Source organism: Limnothrix sp. FACHB-881 (genome assembly GCF_014698135.1).
Classification (GTDB): Bacteria; Cyanobacteriota; Cyanobacteriia; order CACIAM-69d; family CACIAM-69d; genus CACIAM-69d.
The window spans coordinates 111488-132642 of the sequence record NZ_JACJSN010000008.1 but is presented as its reverse complement, the minus strand read 5'-3'; the positions used below and the strand labels follow the sequence as shown (position 1 = coordinate 132642).

Annotated in this window: 20 protein-coding genes; 10 read left to right on the top strand and 10 right to left on the bottom strand. The window is 54.9% G+C overall.

Annotation, left to right across the window (positions count from 1 at the left end; all coding sequences use genetic code 11):
* Window positions 1–89 precede the first annotated feature (89 nt).
* From H6G52_RS09865 to hisG, 3 genes are all read left to right on the top strand, one after another.
* Complete coding sequence (locus H6G52_RS09865; RefSeq protein WP_190528010.1) at window positions 90–557, top strand: CYTH domain-containing protein; 468 nt, start codon at window positions 90–92, stop codon at window positions 555–557.
* 156 nt (window positions 558–713) lie between these two features.
* Window positions 714–941 (top strand): DUF1049 domain-containing protein, encoded by a 228-nt coding sequence (locus H6G52_RS09860; RefSeq protein ID WP_190354575.1) that lies wholly within the window; start codon window positions 714–716, stop codon window positions 939–941.
* Window positions 942–1096: 155 nt separating this feature from the next.
* Window positions 1097–1741, top strand: a complete 645-nt coding sequence (hisG, locus tag H6G52_RS09855) for an ATP phosphoribosyltransferase (protein ID WP_099535255.1) — start codon at window positions 1097–1099, stop codon at window positions 1739–1741.
* A 23-nt stretch (window positions 1742–1764) separates the two neighbouring features.
* On the opposite strand, the gene H6G52_RS09850 is transcribed toward hisG, so the two are convergent.
* Together H6G52_RS09850 and H6G52_RS09845 are read right to left on the bottom strand one after the other, a co-directional pair.
* Window positions 1765–2769 carry a pentapeptide repeat-containing protein gene (locus H6G52_RS09850; protein WP_099535257.1) on the bottom strand — a complete coding sequence of 335 codons (1005 nt, stop codon included), beginning with the start codon at window positions 2767–2769 and terminating at the stop codon, window positions 1765–1767.
* Between the two features lie 95 nt (window positions 2770–2864).
* Window positions 2865–3824 carry a hypothetical protein gene (locus tag H6G52_RS09845; protein ID WP_099535259.1) on the bottom strand — a complete coding sequence of 320 codons (960 nt, stop codon included), beginning with the start codon at window positions 3822–3824 and terminating at the stop codon, window positions 2865–2867.
* Between the two features lie 773 nt (window positions 3825–4597).
* Here H6G52_RS09845 and H6G52_RS09840 point away from each other — a divergent pair.
* Window positions 4598–5029 (top strand): plastocyanin/azurin family copper-binding protein, encoded by a 432-nt coding sequence (locus H6G52_RS09840; RefSeq protein WP_099535263.1) that lies wholly within the window; start codon window positions 4598–4600, stop codon window positions 5027–5029.
* A gap of 177 nt (window positions 5030–5206) precedes the next feature.
* A complete protein-coding gene (gene map / locus H6G52_RS09835; protein WP_099535267.1) occupies window positions 5207–6049 on the top strand; it encodes a type I methionyl aminopeptidase in 843 nt (280 codons plus the stop codon).
* A 271-nt stretch (window positions 6050–6320) separates the two neighbouring features.
* On the opposite strand, the gene H6G52_RS18780 is transcribed toward map, so the two are convergent.
* The 3 genes from H6G52_RS18780 to H6G52_RS09820 all read right to left on the bottom strand — a co-directional run bounded on the left by H6G52_RS18780 (window position 6321) and on the right by H6G52_RS09820 (window position 9111).
* Window positions 6321–7253: an N-acetylmuramoyl-L-alanine amidase gene (locus H6G52_RS18780; protein ID WP_190528008.1), complete on the bottom strand. Its 933-nt coding sequence runs from the start codon at window positions 7251–7253 to the stop codon at window positions 6321–6323.
* A 323-nt stretch (window positions 7254–7576) separates the two neighbouring features.
* Entirely contained in the window at window positions 7577–8515 is a 939-nt protein-coding gene (locus tag H6G52_RS09825) for an SPFH domain-containing protein (RefSeq protein ID WP_199312307.1), read from the bottom strand.
* The gene (locus tag H6G52_RS09820; protein ID WP_242026304.1) at window positions 8515–9111 is read right to left on the bottom strand and encodes an NfeD family protein; all 597 of its coding nucleotides are present in this window, start codon (window positions 9109–9111) and stop codon (window positions 8515–8517) included. Before H6G52_RS09820 ends, H6G52_RS09825 begins: the two co-directional genes overlap by 1 nt.
* A 104-nt stretch (window positions 9112–9215) precedes the next feature.
* Between H6G52_RS09820 and H6G52_RS09815 the strand changes: the two genes are divergently transcribed.
* From H6G52_RS09815 to H6G52_RS09805, 3 genes are all read left to right on the top strand, one after another.
* Complete coding sequence (locus H6G52_RS09815) at window positions 9216–11210, top strand: PP2C family serine/threonine-protein phosphatase (RefSeq protein WP_143473182.1); 1995 nt, start codon at window positions 9216–9218, stop codon at window positions 11208–11210.
* A 202-nt stretch (window positions 11211–11412) separates the two neighbouring features.
* Entirely contained in the window at window positions 11413–11640 is a 228-nt protein-coding gene (locus tag H6G52_RS09810; RefSeq protein ID WP_099535277.1) for a ferredoxin-thioredoxin reductase variable chain, read from the top strand.
* 487 nt (window positions 11641–12127) lie between these two features.
* Window positions 12128–12424, top strand: coding sequence for a DUF6439 family protein (locus H6G52_RS09805; RefSeq protein ID WP_199291485.1), 297 nt, complete (start codon window positions 12128–12130; stop codon window positions 12422–12424).
* On the opposite strand, the gene H6G52_RS09800 is transcribed toward H6G52_RS09805, so the two are convergent.
* The 4 genes from H6G52_RS09800 to H6G52_RS09785 form a co-directional block, all read right to left on the bottom strand.
* Complete coding sequence (locus tag H6G52_RS09800; protein ID WP_190354582.1) at window positions 12421–12990, bottom strand: ATP-binding protein; 570 nt, start codon at window positions 12988–12990, stop codon at window positions 12421–12423. The two genes, H6G52_RS09805 and H6G52_RS09800, sit on opposite strands and share 4 nt — an antisense overlap.
* A 460-nt stretch (window positions 12991–13450) precedes the next feature.
* Window positions 13451–14614 carry a molybdopterin-synthase adenylyltransferase MoeB gene (moeB, locus tag H6G52_RS09795; RefSeq protein ID WP_099533643.1) on the bottom strand — a complete coding sequence of 388 codons (1164 nt, stop codon included), beginning with the start codon at window positions 14612–14614 and terminating at the stop codon, window positions 13451–13453.
* 175 nt (window positions 14615–14789) lie between these two features.
* Window positions 14790–15350: a M67 family metallopeptidase gene (locus H6G52_RS09790; RefSeq protein ID WP_190528006.1), complete on the bottom strand. Its 561-nt coding sequence runs from the start codon at window positions 15348–15350 to the stop codon at window positions 14790–14792.
* Window positions 15351–15745: 395 nt separating this feature from the next.
* The gene (locus H6G52_RS09785; RefSeq protein WP_099533740.1) at window positions 15746–16738 is read right to left on the bottom strand and encodes an RNA polymerase sigma factor, RpoD/SigA family; all 993 of its coding nucleotides are present in this window, start codon (window positions 16736–16738) and stop codon (window positions 15746–15748) included.
* 897 nt (window positions 16739–17635) lie between these two features.
* Here H6G52_RS09785 and H6G52_RS09780 point away from each other — a divergent pair.
* Window positions 17636–17782, top strand: coding sequence for a hypothetical protein (locus tag H6G52_RS09780; RefSeq protein WP_190528003.1), 147 nt, complete (start codon window positions 17636–17638; stop codon window positions 17780–17782).
* A 103-nt stretch (window positions 17783–17885) separates the two neighbouring features.
* Here the strand turns inward: H6G52_RS09780 and H6G52_RS09775 are convergent, their stop codons facing one another.
* Window positions 17886–19664: a helicase HerA domain-containing protein gene (locus tag H6G52_RS09775; RefSeq protein ID WP_190528001.1), complete on the bottom strand. Its 1779-nt coding sequence runs from the start codon at window positions 19662–19664 to the stop codon at window positions 17886–17888.
* 217 nt (window positions 19665–19881) lie between these two features.
* On the opposite strand from H6G52_RS09775, the gene H6G52_RS09770 reads away from it, so the two are divergent.
* Window positions 19882–21078, top strand: a complete 1197-nt coding sequence (locus tag H6G52_RS09770) for a tetratricopeptide repeat protein (RefSeq protein ID WP_190527999.1) — start codon at window positions 19882–19884, stop codon at window positions 21076–21078.
* Window positions 21079–21155: the final 77 nt, after the last annotated feature.

Below are 21155 nucleotides of genomic sequence, written 5' to 3'. Positions count from 1 at the left end.
GTTCCAAACCGGTTCCAAACTGAACATTCAAGACTAAACACTCCAGGCTGAATATTCAGACTCAATATCCTGATCAGCAGCTACTTCCCATGGCGATCGAGATTGAGCGGAAATTTTTGGTGCGATCGAACCGTTGGCGCGATCTTGTCCAGCCGGGCAAACGCTACCAACAGGGCTATCTGTGGTCGGATCCCGTGCGCACCGTGCGGGCACGCATTGCGGGCGATCGGGCATTTCTAACCATCAAAGGCCAAACCGACGGCCTGGCGCGATCGGAATACGAATACGAAATTCCCGTTATTGATGCCACGGAAATGTTGGCAACACTCTGTGTTTCACCCCCGATCGACAAAGTTCGCTATCGGTTACCCTGTGCGGAAGGTTGCTGGGAAATCGATGAATTTTTTGGCAGCAATGCAGGACTCATCGTGGCGGAAATTGAACTTGATCGCCCCGATCGACCGGTGCAATTACCAGACTGGATTGGTGAAGAAGTGTCTCATGATCCCCGCTATCGCAATTCTGCCTTAGCCGATCGCCCCTTCAGCACTTGGTAATTTTTAAGGCAGACTGGTAGCTTTCCGGGCAGTTTTTTCAAGCAATTGTTTAATTGAAAGCAATTCAAGCAATTGTTTCATTGAAAGCAATTGTTTAATCACCCGATGGCAAATACCAAATTCAGTCCAAACGATAGGTCAAAAATCAGGTAAAAAATGGGCAAACTAGCCAATCTGACGATCGCTCTGATTGTGGCCACAGGAACGATCGGAATCGCTCTCATTTCCGTCCAAAACGCCACCCTTGTTTCCATGCAGTGGTTTGGATCTCGCACCGTGCAAATGCCCTTTGGTTTCCTGTTGGCAACGGGATTTGGGGCGGGCGTGGTGGTGGCGGGTCTGTTTCCCCTGTTGCCCAGCGGTCGATCGAGTCAGCGACGTTAGCGCCAGCTTGGGCCGCAATGAAGCCCAAGGGACACGAACACCCAAATAAACACCCAAACAAACACAAACACCCAAACAAAAGATGCGCCACGCGGGAAATAGATCTATACAATAGGCGGGCGAAACCTTGCCCCATCCCACCCCCCGATCGCCCTGTGCTGACCATCGCCATTCCCAAAGGCTCCCTTCTGGCCGATAGCGTGCAATTGCTAGCCGCTGCGGGCCTAGACTTCAGCGTTCTGCTCGACAAAAGCAACCGCCAACTGCAAGTGACCGACCCCACCGGCACGGCGCGGGCCATGCTAGTGCGCAATGGTGATGTGCCGGTTTATGTGGAATGCGGCCAAGCGCAGTTGGGCATTGTGGGCTACGACGTGCTGCGAGAAAAAGCGCCCAACGTTGCCAACGTGCTGGATTTGGGCTTTGGAGGCTGTCGCATGTCGGTGGCAGTTCAGGCGGATGGCCCCTATCAACGGGCGATCGACCTGCCGGCCCATAGCCGCATTGCCTCCAAGTTTGTGCGCTGTGCCCGCGAATATTTCCAGTCGTTGGATCTACCGGTGGAGATTGTGCCCCTTTACGGCTCTGTGGAGTTGGGGCCGATCACGGGCATGTCTGAGGCGATCGTGGACTTGGTGGCCACGGGGCGCACCCTCAAAGAGAACGGCTTGGTGGAAATTGAGGTGTTGTTTGAAAGCACAGCCCGACTCATTGCCCACCCGGTGAGCTATCGCCTCAACACTTACAACGTGGGGGGCTATTTGGACGCGCTGCGATCGGCCCTGGCTCAGGTGGCCTAGGGACTGTCGTCGGTTGAGGGATTTTAGTAGTTTTGATAATAAATTTGGCCGTCGGGCATGGTGGCGTTGGTCAAGTTTGCGCCGTTGAGGTTTGCACTGCTCATTTCCGCCCGATTTAACAGCACCTTGGTCATGTTGGCATCTCGTAAATTGGTGCGTGTCAAGAACGAGTCCACCAAATCCGCCTGGGACAGGTTCGATCGGGTCATATCCGCCCGGCGCAAATCAGCCCGAGTTAAGCGTGCATAGGAAAAATCCGACTGCAACATTTTGGCGTGGGCAAATTTAGCATCCGCAAACAGCGCCATCTGACAAACACTGCCGTTGAGATTGCATTCATTGAAAATAGTTCGCTCGGCCCGCACACTCGTGAGATTTGCCTGAAGTAGCGTGGCCCGCTCCAAGTTGCTGTCGCTGAGGGCCGCATTACACAAAATGGCTCCGCTCAGGTTGGCTTCCATCAGGTTCACCCCGCGCAGGACGGTTTCCCGCAAATTGGCCCCCGTCAAATTCGCACGGGTCAGATCCGCCCCAGACAAATCCGCCCCTTGCAGGTCTGCAAAGCTCAAATCGGCTCCCCGGAGGTTGGCCCCTTGATAGACCCGCTTTTCTTCGCGCAGATTGGCCCCCCGCAGGCAGGCCCCTCGGGCATTGATGCCGCTGAGGTTGGCGTTGCGCAAATCCGCCTCCACCAGGTTGGCATCGGTCAAAATCGACAGGGAAAGGTTCACATTGCGCAGATCGGCCGCTTCCAGCCGGGCCCCGTGCAAGTCCGCATCCCGCAAGTTTGCCGCACTCAGGTTGGCGCGATCGAGGTTGGCCCCGCTCAGTTTGATGTGGGTTAAGTTGGCCCCTCGCAACACCGCCCGATTAAGGTAAGACAAAATCAAATTGGCGTGGCTGAGGTCGGCTCCGGTGAAATTCACACCCACGAGATCCGCGCGAATCAGTTTGCAGCCGCTCAGGTTGAGGCCACTGAAGTTGGTCTCACCTGCTTTGTAGCGTTGCAAGATGGCTTGTGCGTCCATGGGTCTGTTGGGCTTCCAGGAAAGAAGACAGGGAATTTTGCAGGCCGCGCGAAGAGCTGGGCCAAGGGCGATCGCTCAGGTCAGCCTCAGTGTGCCTAGGGATGCGATCGGGTAAAGACATTTTCGATCGCAAACATCGATCGTTCTGTCTCATCATCCTCATCCTCAGCTTCCATGGGTAAGCCAGAGCTAAGTTGCGTTTTTTCCGCCGCCTCGCCAAACATTTCAAAGCCCGGAAAACGTCCCGTCGCACCAAAGGATTCTTGGGCCAGGGGTTTCGGTTCCGGATCCGCTGAATAGATGGCTCGATCGAGCACGCGAATCATTGACTCCGCAGCCTGGGCATATTCTTCCACTTCCGGGAAACGATTCACCGTGCTTTGCAAGCGTTCTTCCAAATCATCCAGGGTTGGACAAGCTTCGCAGAGCCGATACAACAGGCGATCGAGCAATTCCGACTTAATAGAAGCCCAAGTGTAGGCATTGAAACTAGTTTGGGGATCCAGCGTGAAAAAGCTGAGAATCTTCACCCGCAACGGGTTTGTGGCCCGCAATAATTCAAATCGCACCGCAAACCAATCGTAGGCCGCCAAATTCACCACCGGCCGGTTGGTCATGGTGTCCTGGGATGGATCCCGAGCCACAATCGCCGGTTCTGCGCTTTGGCTAGGGCCTTGGAAAGACAGCACCGTCCGCTCGTCTCCAGACTCCACCGGCAAACGCGGTTCCGTGCTGGTGAGGGTGGCTTCCCCGTCCGGATCATGACAAAGATTTCCCAACCGCTGGCTAATGCGACTGGCAATTACCCCATACACCTGAGGCTTATTCAGGTGAGCTGCTGCCCGGTTTAACCGAGTCGTTAGATGATTCATCGTGGGCGACAAGGATTGCAGCCGTTGCAGCAACCGCCCCGTATCGAGCAGGGCAATTTTCTGGTTATCGCCTTCCCAGTGGCCCGTACAAGCCAACAGCAGCAGTTTTTTAATGCGAACAATTTCTGGGTCGCGTTCTAACTCCCGTGCGAGGTCTTGGAGGATGGAGGGAATATCGCTCATAGGGCCAAGGGGTCAAAACGCGAGAGTCCAGGGAGAGGAAATCGGGCTGCACCCAAATTGAGTCGATCGCAGTCGAACCAGGGCGATAGCGGGAGCTTACCAGTCGCTTTTGGCAGCATCAGCATCATCCAGGGCAATGAGCGCAACAGTCCGTTGATTACCGCCAATCATGCAAATCTCCTCCATTACATCAGGAATTAGACAACAAACGCTGTGCTCTTGCAGACTGTTCAGAGCACAGGGCGGCTGTTCGGGAGAAGTGGCATGGTCAAGGGTCACTTTGAGTATGCCTTACCCTGGCGAGATCGATCCACCAATATCGATCTCGCACGTGGTTTTCCAATCTTGTTTTTTAGTCAGTAACCGCACTCCTGTGCAGTGATTCACCATTTGTGAAGCCACCAACCCGTCCTACACTAGATTTAGGACAATTAGGGCTGTGGGGTAATCGATCCAATTCATTACCAAAATCGAGCTTCGGGCTTTTTTGTCTTGTTTTGAAAGATGTTTTTGACTGTTTCTCAATCATTGAATGGGTTATTGATTTGTTGATTAATCAAAGATCAAGAAAATGACGAGGTAACCCAGCTTGATTGAATCACCTTTTCGAGAATTGGGAAATTAGGAGTATGAAAATTCAGAACTTACGGAAATTGACATTTTTTTCGATCGATTCCCATGCGTCAACAAGGACAACCTTACTTGCTAAGACGCAACTGGGGTTCAAAACAGCCAAACGAGCGATCGGGCGATCGATCCTGATATCGATCCTGATGCCATTGCTGATTGCTGGGCTGTGGCTGACGGGAATTGGGTGCGCACCGGCTTGGGCCGCTCCGGCCGTGGCCTTAAGTCAGCAAACCCCCGTGGAAGTGGCCGTGGAACTGGGAACCACCTCTGGAGAATTGCGCTTTGTGCCCAATCAATTGACCTTCGAGGCCGGCAAGCGCTACAAACTGCGCCTGAGCAACAACAGCCCCACCAAACACTATTTCACGGCCAAAGATTTTGCCGATGCCATTTGGTCGCAGAAGGTTGATGCGGGCAATGTGGAAGTTAAGGGCGCGATTCATGAGTTGGAATTGCGCCCTAACACGGTGGCCGATTGGGTGTTTGTGCCGGTGCGATCGGGCAAATATACCCTCCGTTGCACCGTGCCTGGCCACCAGGCGGCGGGCATGACCGGCGAAATTCTGATTCAGTAGGGAGCCTTGACCTCCCCGGGGCTTTGACGGGCGATCGCCGCTTGCAGTTGGGCAAGCACCCGGCTGTTACCCAGCCCCGGCCAGAGTCCCCCAGGCTTGTAAAGTTTTTTGATAAGCTCTAGAGGGACATTGCCTTCCCCACTGTCGCTTCGATCGCTAACACCACCTGCTAACACCATGAACGTTTTTGCCGACCTGCTGCCCAAGTCCAAGCCTGCCGACTCGCAAACGGGCCCGCGCATTCAAAAAAATCGCCGGGGTATTGAAATCAAATCGAAGCGCGAGATCGAGATCATGCGGCAGGCTTCGGCGATCGTGGCAACGGTGCTGAAGGAAATTCTGGAGTTGGCAGAACCGGGCATGACCACGGCTGACCTCGATCGCCACGCGGAAAAGCGAATTCGCGAAATGGGAGCCGTGCCCAGCTTCAAGGGCTATCACGGGTTCCCGGCTTCCATTTGCGCCTCCATTAATAATGAAGTGGTGCATGGAATTCCCAACTCGAAAAAGACGATCCAAAGTGGTGACCTTGTGAAGGTGGACACGGGAGCCTATTTCAACGGGTTCCATGGCGATTCCTGTGTGACGGTGCGGGTGGGGCAGGTCTCTCCGGAGGCCGATCGCCTGGCACGAGTTGCGGAAGAAGCCTTGTTTGCCGGAATTCATCAGGTGAAGCCCGGTGGAACGCTGCTGGACATTGCCGGGGCGATCGAGGACGTGGTGAAGGCCAATGGCTACTCGGTGGTGGAAGATTTCACCGGTCACGGCGTGGGGCGCAACCTGCACGAAGAACCGGCGGTGTTTAATTTCCGAACCCGTGAGCTGCCGAATGTACGGTTGCGGGCGGGGATGACCCTGGCGATCGAGCCGATTTTGAATGCGGGTTCCAAGAAAACCAAAATTTTGAGTGACAAGTGGACGGCCGTAACGGTCGATCGCTCCTGGTCAGCCCAGTGGGAGCATACGGTGCTGGTGACGGAGGATGGCTTTGAGATTTTGACCGATCGCACCAAGGTTTAGCTGCCACAAAGGTTTAAAAAGGTTTAAATCGTGGCCGGCTTGGAACCGGCCGCTGAATTGAGGGCCGGCCTTGAAGTTGCAATTTTGAAGTTTCGGGCTTGAATGCTGGGATTCAGTCTCGGCGACTGCTCAATAACCGAGCAAAGGTTGGGAAACCCAAGCCCTTAGCCAGGCCGATCGATTGCTATTCATGGGCAATTGATCGGCCTCTTTGTGTTTTCTAGTGCATAAGCGGGCGATCGTGATTACTCAGGCCTTGAGGCCCATTCCGCTAGCCAATCAGGGCAGCCCAAGCCTGCGGCCCCACAATGCCATCCACCGTCAGGCGGTTTTGGGTTTGGAAACGGCGCACCGCATCCAGAGTTCCGGGGCCATAGATGCCATCGATCGCCACACCCACCCGAAATTGCAAGTAGCGCACAGCGGGGCCGGAGGTTTGGTTGGGCCGCAAAATCGGCTTGGCCAAAATTTGCCGAATGTTCACCCAGGTGCGATCGCCCGCCACCCCATCCGTCACCAAACCCAAAATCGCCTGCAATCGTTGGGTGGCCGATGTGGTGGACGGGCCAATGAACCCATCTTCGGCTAGGCGCTGGTTGTTGCGATCCAAAATTCGGAGCCGGTTCAAGGTGCGCTGCAATTCCAAAACCTGGGCACTGGACTGCACCGGGGTTGGGGTTGGCTCCGGCTTGGGTAATTGTCCCGTTAACCCCTTCACGATCGCGTTAGCCATCTTTTCGGGATCAAACAAATCCATGTCCCGACGGGAATCGCAAAAACAGCATTCCACCAAGATGGCCGGTGCAGACGTGTTGCGAATCACGTATAAATGTGCGCCATTTTTGACCCCACGGCTGTTGAACCCCAGGGCCACAATTTCGCGCAGCACGGGAGCCGCCAACCGTTCACCTGTGGCGCTGGCTGCAAAAACTTCCGTACCACTCACCACCGTGTTGAAGGAGTTGAAGTGAATCGACACAAACGCATCAACCCGGTTGAGATTTGCCACATTACAGCGCTGCCAAAGGGAGTTGGTGACGCTGGAGGCGCTACGCGGTGAGCAATTCACCACCGTATGCCCCAAGGCCCGCAACTTGTTGATTACCCTTGTGCCAACGGCCATGGTCAGCTCGTCTTCAAACCGGATGCCGCGTGCCCCCGTGTCGGGAGGGGCGTTGTGGCCAATGTCGATTCCGTACTTCATGGTTGGGTCAATGCCTCGCTGAGTCCCGGGGAAGCTGATTGGGAAATGGTCGCAACGGCTCGATCGACTCGATCCGAGTCCAGATCCAAACCCAGAATCCATCCAGTCCCGATCGATCCTGACCGATCCCGATCCATCCCGATCGATCCAAGGCCGAGCGCCGTAAGTCCCGCCCCCATTTAAGCGCAGGGCCGGAAGATTGCCCAAGCGCCTGAGACCAATGACGCAACAACTTGCGCAGTTGATGAACCGTTGATGAGTGGTAAGGGCTGAGGGATTGGCTCGATCGCGCATTGGAGCCGCCGCCCGATCGCCCCCTATGCTTAATCGCCCGTCAATGTCTTCAGGCTTTCGAGGGTGGACAAAATATTGCGCGGATCCATGAACATCACCTTGCTGCTGTTGCTGCTGCCGATCGCTTGGCCCGTCGCCAAATAGCTTTGGGCGATCAGAAATTGCAGGGCCTCCGCTGCCTTGGGATCTTGCTGAAGTGACTGGGCCACAATTTTCAGGGCCTGCGCCGTGGCCTGGGCTTGCAGCACCTGCCGCTCTTGGTCAGCCCGGGCCTTCAGCACGATCGCCTGACGTTCCCCCTCCGCCGCCAAAACAGCCGCCTTTTGCCGAGCTTCAGCCTCCAGCACTTGGGCCTCCGCTTGGCCGCGGGCGGAGTTCACCGCCGATTCCCGCTCCCCTTCCGAGGTGAGAATGGCCGCCCGTTTGCGCCGCTCGGCGGACATTTGCAACTCCATCGATTCCTGAACGGCCTTGGAGGGAATGATGTCGCGTAGTTCCACCCGGGTCACCTTCACACCCCAAGGATCCGTGGCAATGTCCAGATCCTGAAGCAGAACTTCGTTAACCCGTTCCCGGGCGGTGAAGGTTTCATCCAGTTCTAACTTGCCCATTTCCGATCGAATCTGGGTCAGCACCAAATTCGTCATGGCCATTTGCAGATTTTCAACCTTATAAAAAGATTTCTCGAGATCCACCACTCGCCAATAGACCACGGCATCGGCCGTAATGCTCACGTTGTCCCTGGTGATGCATTGCTGGGGCGGAATATCAATCACCCGTTCCCGCAAGGTTTGCCGATAGGCCACACGCTCCAGCACGGGAATCACGTAGTTAATGCCCGGTTCCAGGCGTTTTCCCTTGTATTTTCCCAACTGCTCCACCAAGGCTTCATCACCCTGGTTGATGATTTTGATGCCCGAGAGGGCTGTGCCGCCCAGGGCGAGGGCAAGGATCAGGAAAGTGCTCATTATGCCTCTGGTTCTAGGTTGTCTGGCCAATGCTCGATCGGTAGCACCCACAGGGTTGTCCCCTGGCGGCCAACGATATACACAGGGGTTTGCGGGGCGATCGCCTGGCTGGTGTCTTGGCAACGGGCGGCCCAGGATTGTCCTTCATAGAGGACGCGGCCGGGTTGGCCGGGGGCGATCGCGGTGAGGGTTTGCCCCTCAATCGCGTCCCAATGTTGCTTCGGGGCGGGGCGATCGAGCCATTGCCGGGCCGCCCGAATCATCACCACCGACAACCCCAACCACAGCCCCACTTGCAGGGGCGCACTGGGCAACACCACCGACACCAGAGCCACCACCAGCGCACTGACTCCCATCACCGCCGCCACAAAGGCCGTGGGCACAAACAGTTCTGCTAAACACAACCCTGCACCGAGCAGGATCCAAAGGGTGGTTAAGGACATAGGAACCGGCTGTTCAGAAGGGAGGGGTGGCAAGAGCCGACCGGTCTGAGGCCATTCTAGCTTTCGGGTTTTGGGCTGTCCTGTTGATGGGGCCCGTTGATTCGTTTCCGGTGAACGGTGAACACTGTTGAATCGATCGATCCACGGAGTCATCCAGTTGAATCAACTGGATTCATCAATTGGGATCCGTGGATCGGCGGGATCCGGAAGATTCCAGGGATACAATCGAGCGGTATCCGCTACTGTGCTTGCCAGCAATGAACGGACTTGAGCCGCCCATCTACTGCGTAAATCCAAGTTGTGCCCAACCTCGCAATGCGATCGGGCGGGAGCGCTGTAGCGAGTGCCAAACACCGCTGCTCTATCGCTACCTGTGGGCCGTGGGAGAAGTGGCGGCAGCAATTCCGGTGGGCAGCATGGTGGCCGGGCGCTATTACGTGCAAGCACCGTCCGTGTGGCTGGAGACGGAACCGGCCCGATCGCCCGATGTGCCGCCCCAACTGCCCGATCGGGCCCTGCCCTATCTGCGGCTCCATCGTTGGGCCCGCCACTTGCCTCAGTTTTATGGTCTTTGCTTGATGGGTGATCAGTCACCCGATACGATCCTGCTGGAAAACGCTCCCCTGAACGATCAGGGGCAACCTTACCCGAGCATTAATGAGGCTTGGGGTGGGGCCCGGAATCTGCGGCGGCTCCACTGGTTGCGGCAACTGTTAGACCTATGGCCCGCCCTGGCAGCGGAAGGGGTGACAGCCAGCCTGCTTTCGTTGCAAAACGTGCGGATTCAGGGGGGGCGTTTGTGGCTACGGGAGTTGATGGCCGATGAGGCCGATCGGGAAGGGAATTTTCGGCGGTTGGGAGATTTGTGGTTTGCTTGGCTCACCGGTTGGTTGCCGCAGGTCTCGACGGAAAATGATGCCCTGCTGGGGGTTCGGCTTCAGGACTGGTGTACCCAAATTCGCCAAGGCGCGTTGAATCCGGCCGGAGCGGCCACCCTGCTCGATCGCCTGATCCAAGAAACCCAAGCCCAATACGATTTGACGGTGATCGCAGCGGGCCTCACGGATCCGGGCCGCCAGCGATCAAACAACGAGGACACCTGCTATCCCGACACCTTTTCGCCCTTACCGCCCGTGGGGGCGATCGATCCCGGCGTGGCGATTGTTTGCGATGGGTTGGGTGGGCGCGAACGAGGTGAAGTGGCCAGCCAAATGGCCATGCAGTCGTTGCAATTGCAGGCCCAAGCTTTGATTTCCGAGGCGATTACAAGTGGCGAATCGATCGAAGCCCCGATCGCCACGGAACAGATTCGGGCCATGCTGCGGGTAGCCAACAATCTGATTGCCACCCAAAACGACAGCCAAGGCCGGGAAGCCCGCCAGCGGATGGCCACCACCGCCGCCCTGGCGATCGCCCTGCCCCAACCCCTGCGGCCCCCCTTCGTGGAGCAAACCACCATTGCCCGCGATCTCTACATTGCTCATGTGGGCGACTGCCGAGCCTATTGGATTTCCATGGGCGGCTGCATTCCCTTGACGGTGGATGACGACCTGGCGGGCCGCGAAGCAGAAACCGGTTTCCGTTCCTATCGCGAAGCCCTGAACCAACCCAATGGCAGCGCGATCGCCCAGGCCTTGGGAGCGAAGGAAGCGGACAATCTGCAACCCCATGTTCAGCGCTGGATTGTGGATGAGGATGGGCTGCTGTTGCTTTGTTCCGATGGGTTCAGCGATCAGGGTTGGGTGGAACAAAGCTGGCGGGAATATGGATTGGGAATTGTGACCGGCACGCGATCGCTCAACGAAACCCTCAAGGCCTGGGTGGCCGCCGCCGTCGCCACCAATGGCAGCGACAACACCACCGCTGTGGCCCTGCTTTGTCGTCTCAGTCCCCTGAACGTGGGCATTCCCGATCCCTGGACGGCGGCCCCCGAAGCCGTGGCCCTGGCTCCGGCCACCTGGGAATCGGAAATGTCCGAAGCGTCCCAAGCCCTGTTGCAAACCACCAGCCGTCCTCCCCGTTCCCAGCGTCGCCGCCGATCGCACCCGGGCCTGAGCAAACCCCAGTGGATAGGGCTGGGCGCGATCGCCTTGGTCATTTTGGGGGCGATCGCCCTGGCCCTCACCCTGCGTCCCTCCGGGGGCGATCGACCCGATCCCGACCGTACGCCCTCCGCACCCACCCGCTCCACACAGCCGGGCACGCCTGCGCCCAACACCACCACCGAAGAACTCCCCGTTCCCGGCCCTTAGCCCGTGAATTTTTTGATGGCTAGTTTTTTGATGGCTAGTTATTGATCTCTTAATCACCCGTTTCCGCTGCGGTTTGTGTGGGAAAATCCAGAATCACGACCAAAATCGCGACTGGAACCGAACGCCACGTAGGTAATCCTGCGTTCTGGGCATTCCAGATCGTGCTCAACCACCCAAGTTTATTAGCGAGCTGTCAGAGGTTATGAAAGTCGGCGATCGCGTGCGTGTCAGCACCACCGTAGAGGTCTACCACTACCCGGAGCATCGGGGCAAACCCTACAACTTGGAAGGCAAGGAAGGGGAAATCATTGCGATCGTCACCGAGCACCAGGGCCGCCCCGTCAGCGCCAACTTTCCTTTCCTGGTGCAATTTGAAGGGAAGTTTCGCGGCCATTTTCGGGATGGTGAATTAACGATCGTGGAATCGTAATTGCGCAACCAGTAACCTGAGCCGATCGTCACCTCGAAGTTGCCGATCATTTCGCGATCAGGGGGCAAGGGGCTTAGGGGATATCGCCTTTTCCATATTTCCATCGCCGTAGGGGTTGGGTCTCCCAACCCTAACCCGGGCGATCGCTACAACCCTGTCCACCCCTGGGAACACCCAAGGATCGCGGGGACTGGGCGGGGACTGGGCGGGGACTGGGCGGGGACTGGGCGGGGACTGGGCGGGGACTGGGCGGGGACTGGGCGGGGACTGGGCGGGGACTGGGCGGTTGGGAGGATGAGATCGTCAGGGTTTTGGGCGATTTGACGACAGGCCCTAAGCCCCTTGTCTCTGGTAGCTTGGACAAATGGTTTGGATCCAATGGTTGGGATCAGTAATTAGATTTGATTTTTTTGGGAAAGGTCGCCACACTGAAGGCAATATTTCTTGATTTCTTGCCCCCAGCTTCAATTGGGCGATCGAGCAACCCATGAAACCTTCCCTTTTTGCCCACCAGCCGATTACCAACCCCCTGGAAGCCAAGTCCTGTCAAGAGCTGACCGATTTAGAACTGGCGCAGGTGCTCGCATCGCGTTTGGCGCTGGGCAACGGGGATTGGCATCGACAAAAGGGCAATCGATCGATCCGGGCCCGGGAACAGGCGGCGGCGGCCTTGGTGGCCCTGTTGCGCGACCAACCCCAAATGGCCCTAGAGCATTTGCAGCAGGCGGCGGGATGGCTCGATCGCACCGTGAGCGCCCCGCCCTGCCCGGATCATGGTCGCTAACGCACTAGCGCCACATAGCGTTCTCGCAAACTGGCCCGCAAACCTTGGGCCGCTTGGGCCAACCGCTGCCGTTTCGAGACCCGGATCGGATCCGTTTCCTTGTACAGATGCAACACGCGGCCGCCTTCTTGCCACTCCACCCGATCGAACACTTGATGCAGGATGAACAAACCGCGGCCGCATTCCCCCTCGTTACCCGGCAGCAGGTCTTCCACCGCATCCAAATCCATGGTTACATCATCCAGATCCGCATCCATGGCCACGGGTGGCAACGGCGGCGCATGGCAACAACAAGGGGGCTTAAATCCTCCCCCCCGATCAGAAATCATCCACCAGTAGCGGTGGCTGCGAGCAGAAAAGTGAACACACACTCGTTTTCCCGGATCAAGGCCATTACCATGCTTCACCGCATTGACCAAAGCCTCCTGTAACCCAAGGCGCACTTCAAAGCGCCAAGGCTCCGGGACATCTTCCACTAACAAATCCAGAACAGGGCACAAATGCAGCGTTGAAGGGAAACTCAGCTTGCGCCACTGATGTTTTTCTTGGCGAACTGTGGGGGCCATCACAACTGGAGACAGAGCATTTGGACGACCAGAAATACCGAGCGGAACTGAGGCAGGGACAGCCAATTAGCCCAAGAAAGTTAAGGGATTGGGCAATGCTGACCGGAGGGCCAAAGCGCCGAACGATCGCACCCTCGATGGACGAATCGAGCGATGGAAGTTAGGAATTTTTACTGAACCGTTCAATTTCCATTGTATCCAAAGGGGTTGAAAAGTCTAGGCGACCCCATGTCCCGGAACGGGCGATCGCCCTCTGCCCAAGGATCTCAGGAAACTGAGCCATGCAAAAGCGGCGGCCCTCTTCATGAAGATTAACCGCCGCTTTTCACCAACCAGATTTTCACCAACCAAGTTTGCGCCAACCAGATCTGCGCCAACCAGATTCGCACAACTCAGTGGGACTACAAGCTGGGATTTTGAGCTGGGATTTCGAGCTGGGATTTTGAGCTGGGATCAAGAACTAGTATTGGGGAACCGAAGGATCCACTTCTTGGCTCCAAGCATTGATCCCGCCCTTGACGTTGATGCCGTCAATGCCAGACTTTTGCAGGATCCCGAGGGCCTTGGCCGATCGCCCGCCCATCTTGCAGTGAACCACCAACTTGCGGCCCTTGAGCAGGTCTTTCACCTTCCCAACCCCACTGCCACTTTCGATATCTGGCAACGGCACCAACACCGATCCCGGAATACGGCCAATTTCAAACTCGTTGGGGTTGCGCACATCCAACAGCAGAAAGTCTTCGCCGCTGTCGATCAACGATTTCAAGTCCGTGACGCTCATTTCGGCCACGTCGGGTTTTTCTTCGGCTTGGCCCACGGGCGGTAACCCACAGAATTGTTGATAGTCAATCAACTTTTCAATGACGGGACGTTCGGGGTTGGGCCGCAACTTCAGTTCCCGGAACTTCATATCCAAGGCGTTGTACAGCAACAGACGACCATTCAGGGTCGTGCCCTTGCCCAAGATGATTTTGACGGTTTCCGTGGCTTGGATTACGCCAATGATCCCCGGCAAAATTCCCAACACGCCACCTTCGGCGCAGGAAGGAACCATGCCCGGCGGCGGGGGTTCGGGATAGAGGTCGCGATAGTTGGGGCCGCCTTCGTAATTAAAGACGGTGGCTTGGCCCTCAAACCGAAAGATGGAACCGTAAACGTTGGGCTTGTCGAGCAGAACGCAAGCGTCGTTCACCAGGTAGCGGGTGGGGAAGTTGTCCGTTCCGTCTACCACGATGTCGTAGGGGCGGAAGATGTCGAGGGCGTTTTCAGAACTGAGCCGCGCCTCGTACAAATCCACTTGGCAGTAGGGGTTAATTTCGAGGATCCGATTTTTGGCGGATTCGATTTTGGGTTTGCCAACCCAGGATGTGCCGTGGATGACTTGGCGTTGCAGGTTGGAGTAGTCCACCACGTCAAAGTCCACCAAGCCAATCCGGCCAATGCCGGCGGCGGCGAGGTAGAGCAGCAGGGGCGAACCCAAACCGCCGCTGCCAATGCAGAGCACGCTGGCGGCTTTCAGGCGCTTTTGGCCTTCCAGTCCCACTTCGGGCAGGATGAGGTGTCGAGAGTAGCGTTCGTACTCTTCTTTTAGGAGTTGTGTGTTGCTGGTATCGATATTCAGCATAGGTTGCGAGGTGGTTTGGGTTCGATGCCCGATCGCGGGGGGGCGATCGCGCCTTCGATCGCTGTGAGGGGTTTCCCATCTAGGCATCACCTTGGGGGGCGATCGGCCTTGGGGGGAATCAACGAATCGCAGTGGCTAAGCAACCGGGCGCGCCAGGGGCAGTTGAGATCAACAATCAGGATCCACAAAGAACGATCGGCTCGGGCTGAAACTGGCGATCGAGATTGAGTCGCCAGCTTTGCCAGTCCACAGTTTGATCGCCTTTTACCGACAGGATCAGGTACGAGTAGTCAGGCCAAGCACAGGCGCGATCGAACTCGGATGGAACGGCCGGATGTTGCGGGTGTGAATGATAAACCCCAATGATATCAAGGTTACGGGCACGACCGGCCCGCATGGCCGCCAACATCGTGGCCGGGGCGATCGCATAGCGACGCTCAGGACTGGTTTCGCCAGCGGGGATCGGATCCAAGGTGCGAAAGGGTTCATCGGTGAGCTGTTCCCAATCGTTATTGGCGGGCCACAGCTCATAGACAATCGCCTCGATCGCCCCCATGGAACCTGCGGGGGCTGGATCCCTTGGGCCGACTGGTGACTCAATCGGTAATTCAACCGGTGATTCAACTGGGGTGCGCACTTGCCGGCCCAGCAACAGGCCGCAACATTCATAGGGCAAAGCCGCTTCCGCTGCTCGACACAGTTGCTCCAGGAGCGATCGGGAGAGTTGGAGAGTCATCTTTCAAGGGCCATCGCCGTTACCGGTGCTTTGGGAAACGCGAGGGATACAGCAGGTATTTTGAGATCTTGCAAATTCTTCACAGAATCTTTGCCAGATTTTGCAAAAAAATGTTACAAAATTTTTCGTATCTTCAGCTACAATCAGGTCGAAGCAAATCCGACCGGATATCACACTGCGAAGATTGAATTCCTGATGCAATCGCGTTTTGGGAGACGCGGCTTGCCTCACGACAGATTTTCCGTTTCCTCGGATGCACTAAAACGACGCAACTAGAACTGGAAAGCGGCGACCCGATCGGGAACGCCGCTTTTTGTTGCAATTCGTTTGTTGAAATTAGTCGGTTGCAATCGGTTTATTGCAATCGGTTTGTTGCAGGCGGATTAAGGCGGCCGTTAGCTCGCCAAATATTCCCGCACATCGGTGCGACGGCGCAGTTGCTTCAGGGCTTGGTGTTCCAACTGGCGCACCCGCTCACGGCTGATGTTGAGTCGATCGCCCACCTTAGCCAAAGATAGTTCCCGACCATCTTCGAGGCCAAAACGCAGGGTAATCACATCCCGTTGTTGAGGAGTCAGCTCCGCCAACAGGGCTTGCAAATCCAAGCGCAGGGCCTCGCGGCTGGCGTAATCTTCCGGCAGATCGCCTTCATCTTCCAGCAAGTCCTGAAGTTCCGTGTCTTGGTTGTCGCCCACTCGCAACTCCAGGGAAACCGGTTGCCGCGAAATCAGCATGAATTCCCGCACTTGGGCCGGTTCCAATTCCAGCTCGGCCGCCACTTCCGAGAGCTTGGGCGATCGACCCAGTTTTTGGGTTAACTCCCGCTGCACCCGCTTCACCTTATTCAGCTTTTCGGTGATGTGAATCGGCAGGCGAATGGCGCGTGATTGTTGGGCGATCGCCCGCGTGATCGCTTGGCGAATCCACCAGTAGGCATAGGTTGAAAATTTGTAGCCCATCATGGGGTCAAACTTTTCCACCCCGCGCTCCAAACCCAAGCTGCCTTCTTGGATCAGGTCTAAGAGTTCTAGGTTGCGTTTTTGGTATTTCTTGGCGATCGAAACCACAAGACGCAGGTTGGCTTCAATCATTTTTTTCTTTGCCCGATCGCCCACCCGCAACTGCTGGCGCAGATCTTCCACCGAAAGCTGGGCGGCGGCGGCCCATTCCTGCTCCGTGGGCGATCGATCCAACTCGCCCATCAGCTTCTCCTGGATGTCCAAGAGCCGCATCATTTGCTGCACTTGCTTGCCCAGAATAATTTCCTGTTCATCAGTCAGCAACGGAACTCGGCCAATTTCGTGCAAATAGGCGCGAACCAAATCGGCACTGTCACCTTCTCGCGACTTGGATCGCTGCGTTTGGGGGCGAATCATAGCGGTCGGCATGGTCAGCATCCTATTTTCAATCACAAAGACGCGAGCACAAGAGCTTGCGGGTCGGCATTATTCGTCAGCGTTATCGGCGTTCATTGATGAGCAAGTCTGTTTCAAAAAACGCCCTGGGAAACGAGTCCCACAAATTCCAAATTCGGATCTACACTGAAGATCCAAAGGTCAAGAGTCCACAAACCAAGAGCGGCCAAAACCCACCTGGCAACACTCAAAGGGACAAAGAATTAGACGGTCTTGGATTGCAAAAAGTTCATTAAATTAACCTTGGGCAACAGTTCCCAGCAGAGTTACGGCGAGCCATTAGGCGACAATTTCGCAAAACCACGAAAAACGTAACCAAAGTCAGCCAAAACTCAGTTAGTCAAATTCGGTCACAACTGAAAATTCAGCAACCAACCAGAAATCAACCGGAAATCCATCAAAAATCACCCGAAAATCAGCCAGAATCCATCAAAACCAGTTCAGAATCAGCCAGAAATGCACTGAAAATCAGCCATTCAAGAAGGATTGGAGTGCGATCACGAAGGGAGTTATGGGCATTCAGTTTCCTTGAAGTTCATTGGTGAATCTCCCGGAAGCAAGATCTCAGCTCGATCGGTAACGTTAAGGGTCGAAACAAATACCGAATCACTGAAATTGGGCTGTTATTCACTCCACAAACTTGAATGAAGAATCAGGCTTTTTCAGGTTTCTGAGCGCGACTCTTTTTCCATAGTGATCGCAAAAGTTGGAATTGGGTACGACAGACTGGGGAGCAATAACCGAACCTGAAAGATTGGTATCCCGCCCTGCGCTTGGTTGGTGCGCTGGGTTGGGGTTTTGGAAACCCCTTCAGCCGCTTCCGAGGATCAGCATCATGGTCTAGGTATAGCCAGCGGGTGCGACATTGCCATGGCAGTCATACGAAGTTTTTGTCACACCACTGTTAAGCCTTGCGGGCCCGCGCGATCGCCCCTGATCACCGTAGCCGTAGCCGTAGCCATGGACATTGCCATAACTGGTCGCTTGGGGGTTGAGGAACAATCACGGCTGTTGTAAGGATTTTGGACACTCAAGTTTCAGGTGCTCAAGATCCTGCGGGCGATCGCCCGATCAATCGCCTGCCCCATAACCCAACCCATCAACGTTCTATGAGCACGTTTTAAAATCCCAAATCAGCCTTGGCTTTGTCCCCTTCCGCGATCGCGATTTCATCGGGCAGTTCTTCCCAAAAAGTGTCGCCAATTTCCGCATAGAACTTCTCGTCATAGGGACGAGTTCTAACCACTACAGGCATGGGCACAGCATGGCCCAAAACTAGGGCCTGTTGCTTGGAATCCAGCTTGGCCAAAACCGATCGCAGGCTTTGTCCTCCTGCCACGCCGGTAAAGATAGCTTCAATATCTTTTTCGTCATTCAACAGGGCTGTAATTCTGGTTCCAATTTGCGACATGACCTCGTTATCAATCCCCGAGGGACGCTGATCAACCACCAGCAAGGTGACAAAATATTTCCGCATTTCACGGGCGATCGTGCCGAAAATAGTTTGCTTGGCGGTAGCAGGGTCTAGAAATCGGTGTGCTTCCTCAATCGTGATCATCAATTGGCGGGGCTTATCGTTGGGATCCTTGGTTTGCAAAAAGCGCTCGGCTTTGCGCACGTAAATGCCATGAATTCGACGAGAAATAATATTGGTGGCTAGCATATAAGCCAGCATGTTTGATTGGGAACCGAATTCGATGATGACGTGTTTTCCAGCTTCCAGGGAGTCCAAAATTTGCTTGATATAATCCGAGCCAGCATTTCTCATATATTTGATTTGATCAAGACGATTTAACTTTCGTTGCAGCGCCATGATCGAAGATTTGCTGCCCATTTTGGTTTCGCAAAAATCCTGAATTTCCTCATTGGTCATGCTGAGGAGCCGTGAAATCCAAGATTTACCAAATTCATTTTGCAAAATAATTGCATTTTCAACGCTGGCTTCGGAAAGATTCAGTTCCGCACTCACCAGCATCAAATCTTCCACATCAATTTGGTCATAACTGATGTAGAGTTCTCGGGCATCGCGCACGCCTCGGCGCTTGGTGGATTCCGCGTCCAGGGTGTAAATTTCCACTTGCCCCGGGAAAAGTTGTCGCAACCCTTTGACGGTGTTGATTCCTTTGCCTTCGCGCATGGCTTCCCAGCCATATTCCGAATGCATATCAAAGATTAAGTTCACCGCCACTTGCTTGCGAATTGTGCCCGCCAACAGCAGACGGGTGAGGAATGATTTCCCGGTTCCCGATTTCCCAAAAACGCCGTTACTGCGCTCCACGAACCGATCGAGGTCAATGCAAACGGGCACATCGGTATCGATCGGCATTCCAATCGCAAAATTGCGTCGCTGGGGATCGTCTTCCCAACCAAACACGATCCGAAAGTCCCGATCGCTCGCTTCATAGACCTGCGAAAAGTGACTAGGAATGGTTTTCACGGGTAACAATTCCAAATTGGCATCGCGGTTAGCAGCAAAGGAGGCTAAATTACTGGATGTTTGATTGCCGTTTTTGTCCTTGGCTTTGCCGTTTTTGCGGGCCGATCGGGCAGGTTCTGGAGCCAAGTGATCGGGTAAGGGCAGGGTTTCCCAGTCCATCTCTGCTTGGGGCACAAACATCAACATGGGAGCGAGTTCGATCGTCCCAAAAGTGCCACTGCCGGCCAGCACATCGCGCAAAAAATCATCATCGGGATGGGGCGGATCGATCGTAATTCGTTGGCTGGAGGTTCCCAAAGCCACATCGGTTAACATGCAAAAAAAGTGCGATCGCCGCCCCCGCACCACCAAAAATTTGCCCACTCGCATCTCTTCCACGGAAACATCGGCATGGAGCCGCACCTCCAGCCCTTCGCTAAGGGAACCTTGAATGACTGAGCCGAGTGGAACGTCTTGGGGCATAGGATGAGACAATTTATGAAACGATTTAGCCAGTATGAAAGCGGGAGGTTGTGATTGGGAATTGCGTACAAACCGCAATTTAAGGACTGATTAAGATCTGGTTCAAGCCGGAATCGATCAATATCAGATCAGCGCTCAGATTGACGAAGATCAAACGATCATCTCGTTATTTTAACGGCATTATCTACCCTTCAGATTTACACTCGGTGTTTCGGCCATGAGTATCTGTTTATCGCTCATTGTCAAAAATGAAGCCCATCAGATCGATCGCTGCCTCAACAGTGTGCGCGACTGTGTGGATGAAATTTTAGTGTTAGATACGGGTTCCACCGATGACACCGTTGAGCGGGCCCGATCGCATGGGGCGCGGGTGGCTTTTTTCGATTGGTGCAATGATTTTGCGGCCGCTCGAAACGCAGCCTTGGCCCAAATCGAGAGCGATTGGGTATTGGTGTTGGATGCGGATGAGTGGTTGCTGCCGGAAGCGATCGAACCGATTCGCGAAGCGGTTAGCTATCCAGAGCATTTGGTGGTGAATTTGGTGCGTCGAGAATTGGGCGCAGTGCAATCTCCCTATTCTTTGGTCTCGCGTTTGTTTCGGCGACATCCTGAAATTCAGTTCGATCGCCCCTACCACGCCATTATTGATGACAGTGTGGTGCGGCTTTTGCAACAGGAACCACACTGGAAAATTGTGTCCCTTTCGATGCCGGCCATCGATCATGATGGCTATCGGCTCGATCGCATCGCCAGCGCTTCCAAAGCCGATCGGGCCAAGGCTGCCATGGAAGTTTTTTGGAAAGCAAATCCAGAGGATCCCTACGTCTGTAGCAAGTTGGGGGCCCTGCTCATCGACTTAGGAGAACCAGAACAAGGGATCGCACTCTTGAAAACCGGTCTCAAGCGGGCAGAACAAGAGAAAATGACCGAAGTTTTATATGAGCTACACTATCACCTGGCAATTTTTTATAATCAACAACAGAACCTCGATTTAGCCCAAGCCCATTATCGTGCGGCTTTGCGCCAACCAGTTCTGCCAATTTTGAAATTAGGTTCTTTGATCAATTTAGGTAATCTTTATCGCCAAAAAGGAAACCTACAGGCGGCCTATGAGAGCTATCGCCAAGCAGTGATCATTGACCCCAACTTTGCGATCGCCCATTACAATTTAGGTTCAAACCTGCGAGCAATGAACCGTACTTTGGAGGCGATCGAACATTATCAAAAAGCTATTGAACTCGATCCGGCAAAGCCCGAATTTCACCAAAATTTAGGCGCAGCTTTCTTGAAAGGTGGCAATGTGCCCGAAAGTCTGAAAGCCTTCAAGACAGCCGTTGAATTATATGATCAACAGCAGTCACCGGAAGCGGAGCGAATTCGCCAAACTTTACGAGAACTGAAATTCGAGATTTAGTTTGAAGTTTAGTTTGAAGTTTAGACTCAGAAATTCAAAAAGCGCTAAGCAAGCCCCTTGCGTTCATCGCCAGTCCA

Bases quoted from the DNA above. Each gene is read 5' to 3' on its own strand.
- H6G52_RS09820 (WP_242026304.1), bottom strand. From the start codon at position 9,111: ATGACTCCGTGGATCGATCGATTCAACAGTGTTCACCGTTCACCGGAA.
- H6G52_RS09865 (WP_190528010.1), top strand. From the start codon at position 90: ATGGCGATCGAGATTGAGCGGAAATTTTTGGTGCGATCGAACCGTTGG.
- H6G52_RS09800 (WP_190354582.1), bottom strand. From the start codon at position 12,990: ATGGCCCCCACAGTTCGCCAAGAAAAACATCAGTGGCGCAAGCTGAGT.
- map (WP_099535267.1), top strand. From the start codon at position 5,207: ATGAACGTTTTTGCCGACCTGCTGCCCAAGTCCAAGCCTGCCGACTCG.
- H6G52_RS09805 (WP_199291485.1), top strand. From the start codon at position 12,128: ATGAAACCTTCCCTTTTTGCCCACCAGCCGATTACCAACCCCCTGGAA.
- H6G52_RS09775 (WP_190528001.1), bottom strand. From the start codon at position 19,664: ATGCCCCAAGACGTTCCACTCGGCTCAGTCATTCAAGGTTCCCTTAGC.
- H6G52_RS09845 (WP_099535259.1), bottom strand. From the start codon at position 3,824: ATGAGCGATATTCCCTCCATCCTCCAAGACCTCGCACGGGAGTTAGAA.
- H6G52_RS09850 (WP_099535257.1), bottom strand. From the start codon at position 2,769: ATGGACGCACAAGCCATCTTGCAACGCTACAAAGCAGGTGAGACCAAC.
- H6G52_RS09810 (WP_099535277.1), top strand. From the start codon at position 11,413: ATGAAAGTCGGCGATCGCGTGCGTGTCAGCACCACCGTAGAGGTCTAC.
- H6G52_RS09785 (WP_099533740.1), bottom strand. From the start codon at position 16,738: ATGCCGACCGCTATGATTCGCCCCCAAACGCAGCGATCCAAGTCGCGA.
- H6G52_RS09840 (WP_099535263.1), top strand. From the start codon at position 4,598: ATGCCATTGCTGATTGCTGGGCTGTGGCTGACGGGAATTGGGTGCGCA.
- moeB (WP_099533643.1), bottom strand. From the start codon at position 14,614: ATGCTGAATATCGATACCAGCAACACACAACTCCTAAAAGAAGAGTAC.
- H6G52_RS09780 (WP_190528003.1), top strand. From the start codon at position 17,636: ATGGCAGTCATACGAAGTTTTTGTCACACCACTGTTAAGCCTTGCGGG.
- H6G52_RS09860 (WP_190354575.1), top strand. From the start codon at position 714: ATGGGCAAACTAGCCAATCTGACGATCGCTCTGATTGTGGCCACAGGA.
- H6G52_RS09825 (WP_199312307.1), bottom strand. From the start codon at position 8,515: ATGAGCACTTTCCTGATCCTTGCCCTCGCCCTGGGCGGCACAGCCCTC.
- H6G52_RS09815 (WP_143473182.1), top strand. From the start codon at position 9,216: ATGAACGGACTTGAGCCGCCCATCTACTGCGTAAATCCAAGTTGTGCC.
- H6G52_RS18780 (WP_190528008.1), bottom strand. From the start codon at position 7,253: ATGAAGTACGGAATCGACATTGGCCACAACGCCCCTCCCGACACGGGG.
- H6G52_RS09770 (WP_190527999.1), top strand. From the start codon at position 19,882: ATGAGTATCTGTTTATCGCTCATTGTCAAAAATGAAGCCCATCAGATC.
- H6G52_RS09790 (WP_190528006.1), bottom strand. From the start codon at position 15,350: ATGACTCTCCAACTCTCCCGATCGCTCCTGGAGCAACTGTGTCGAGCA.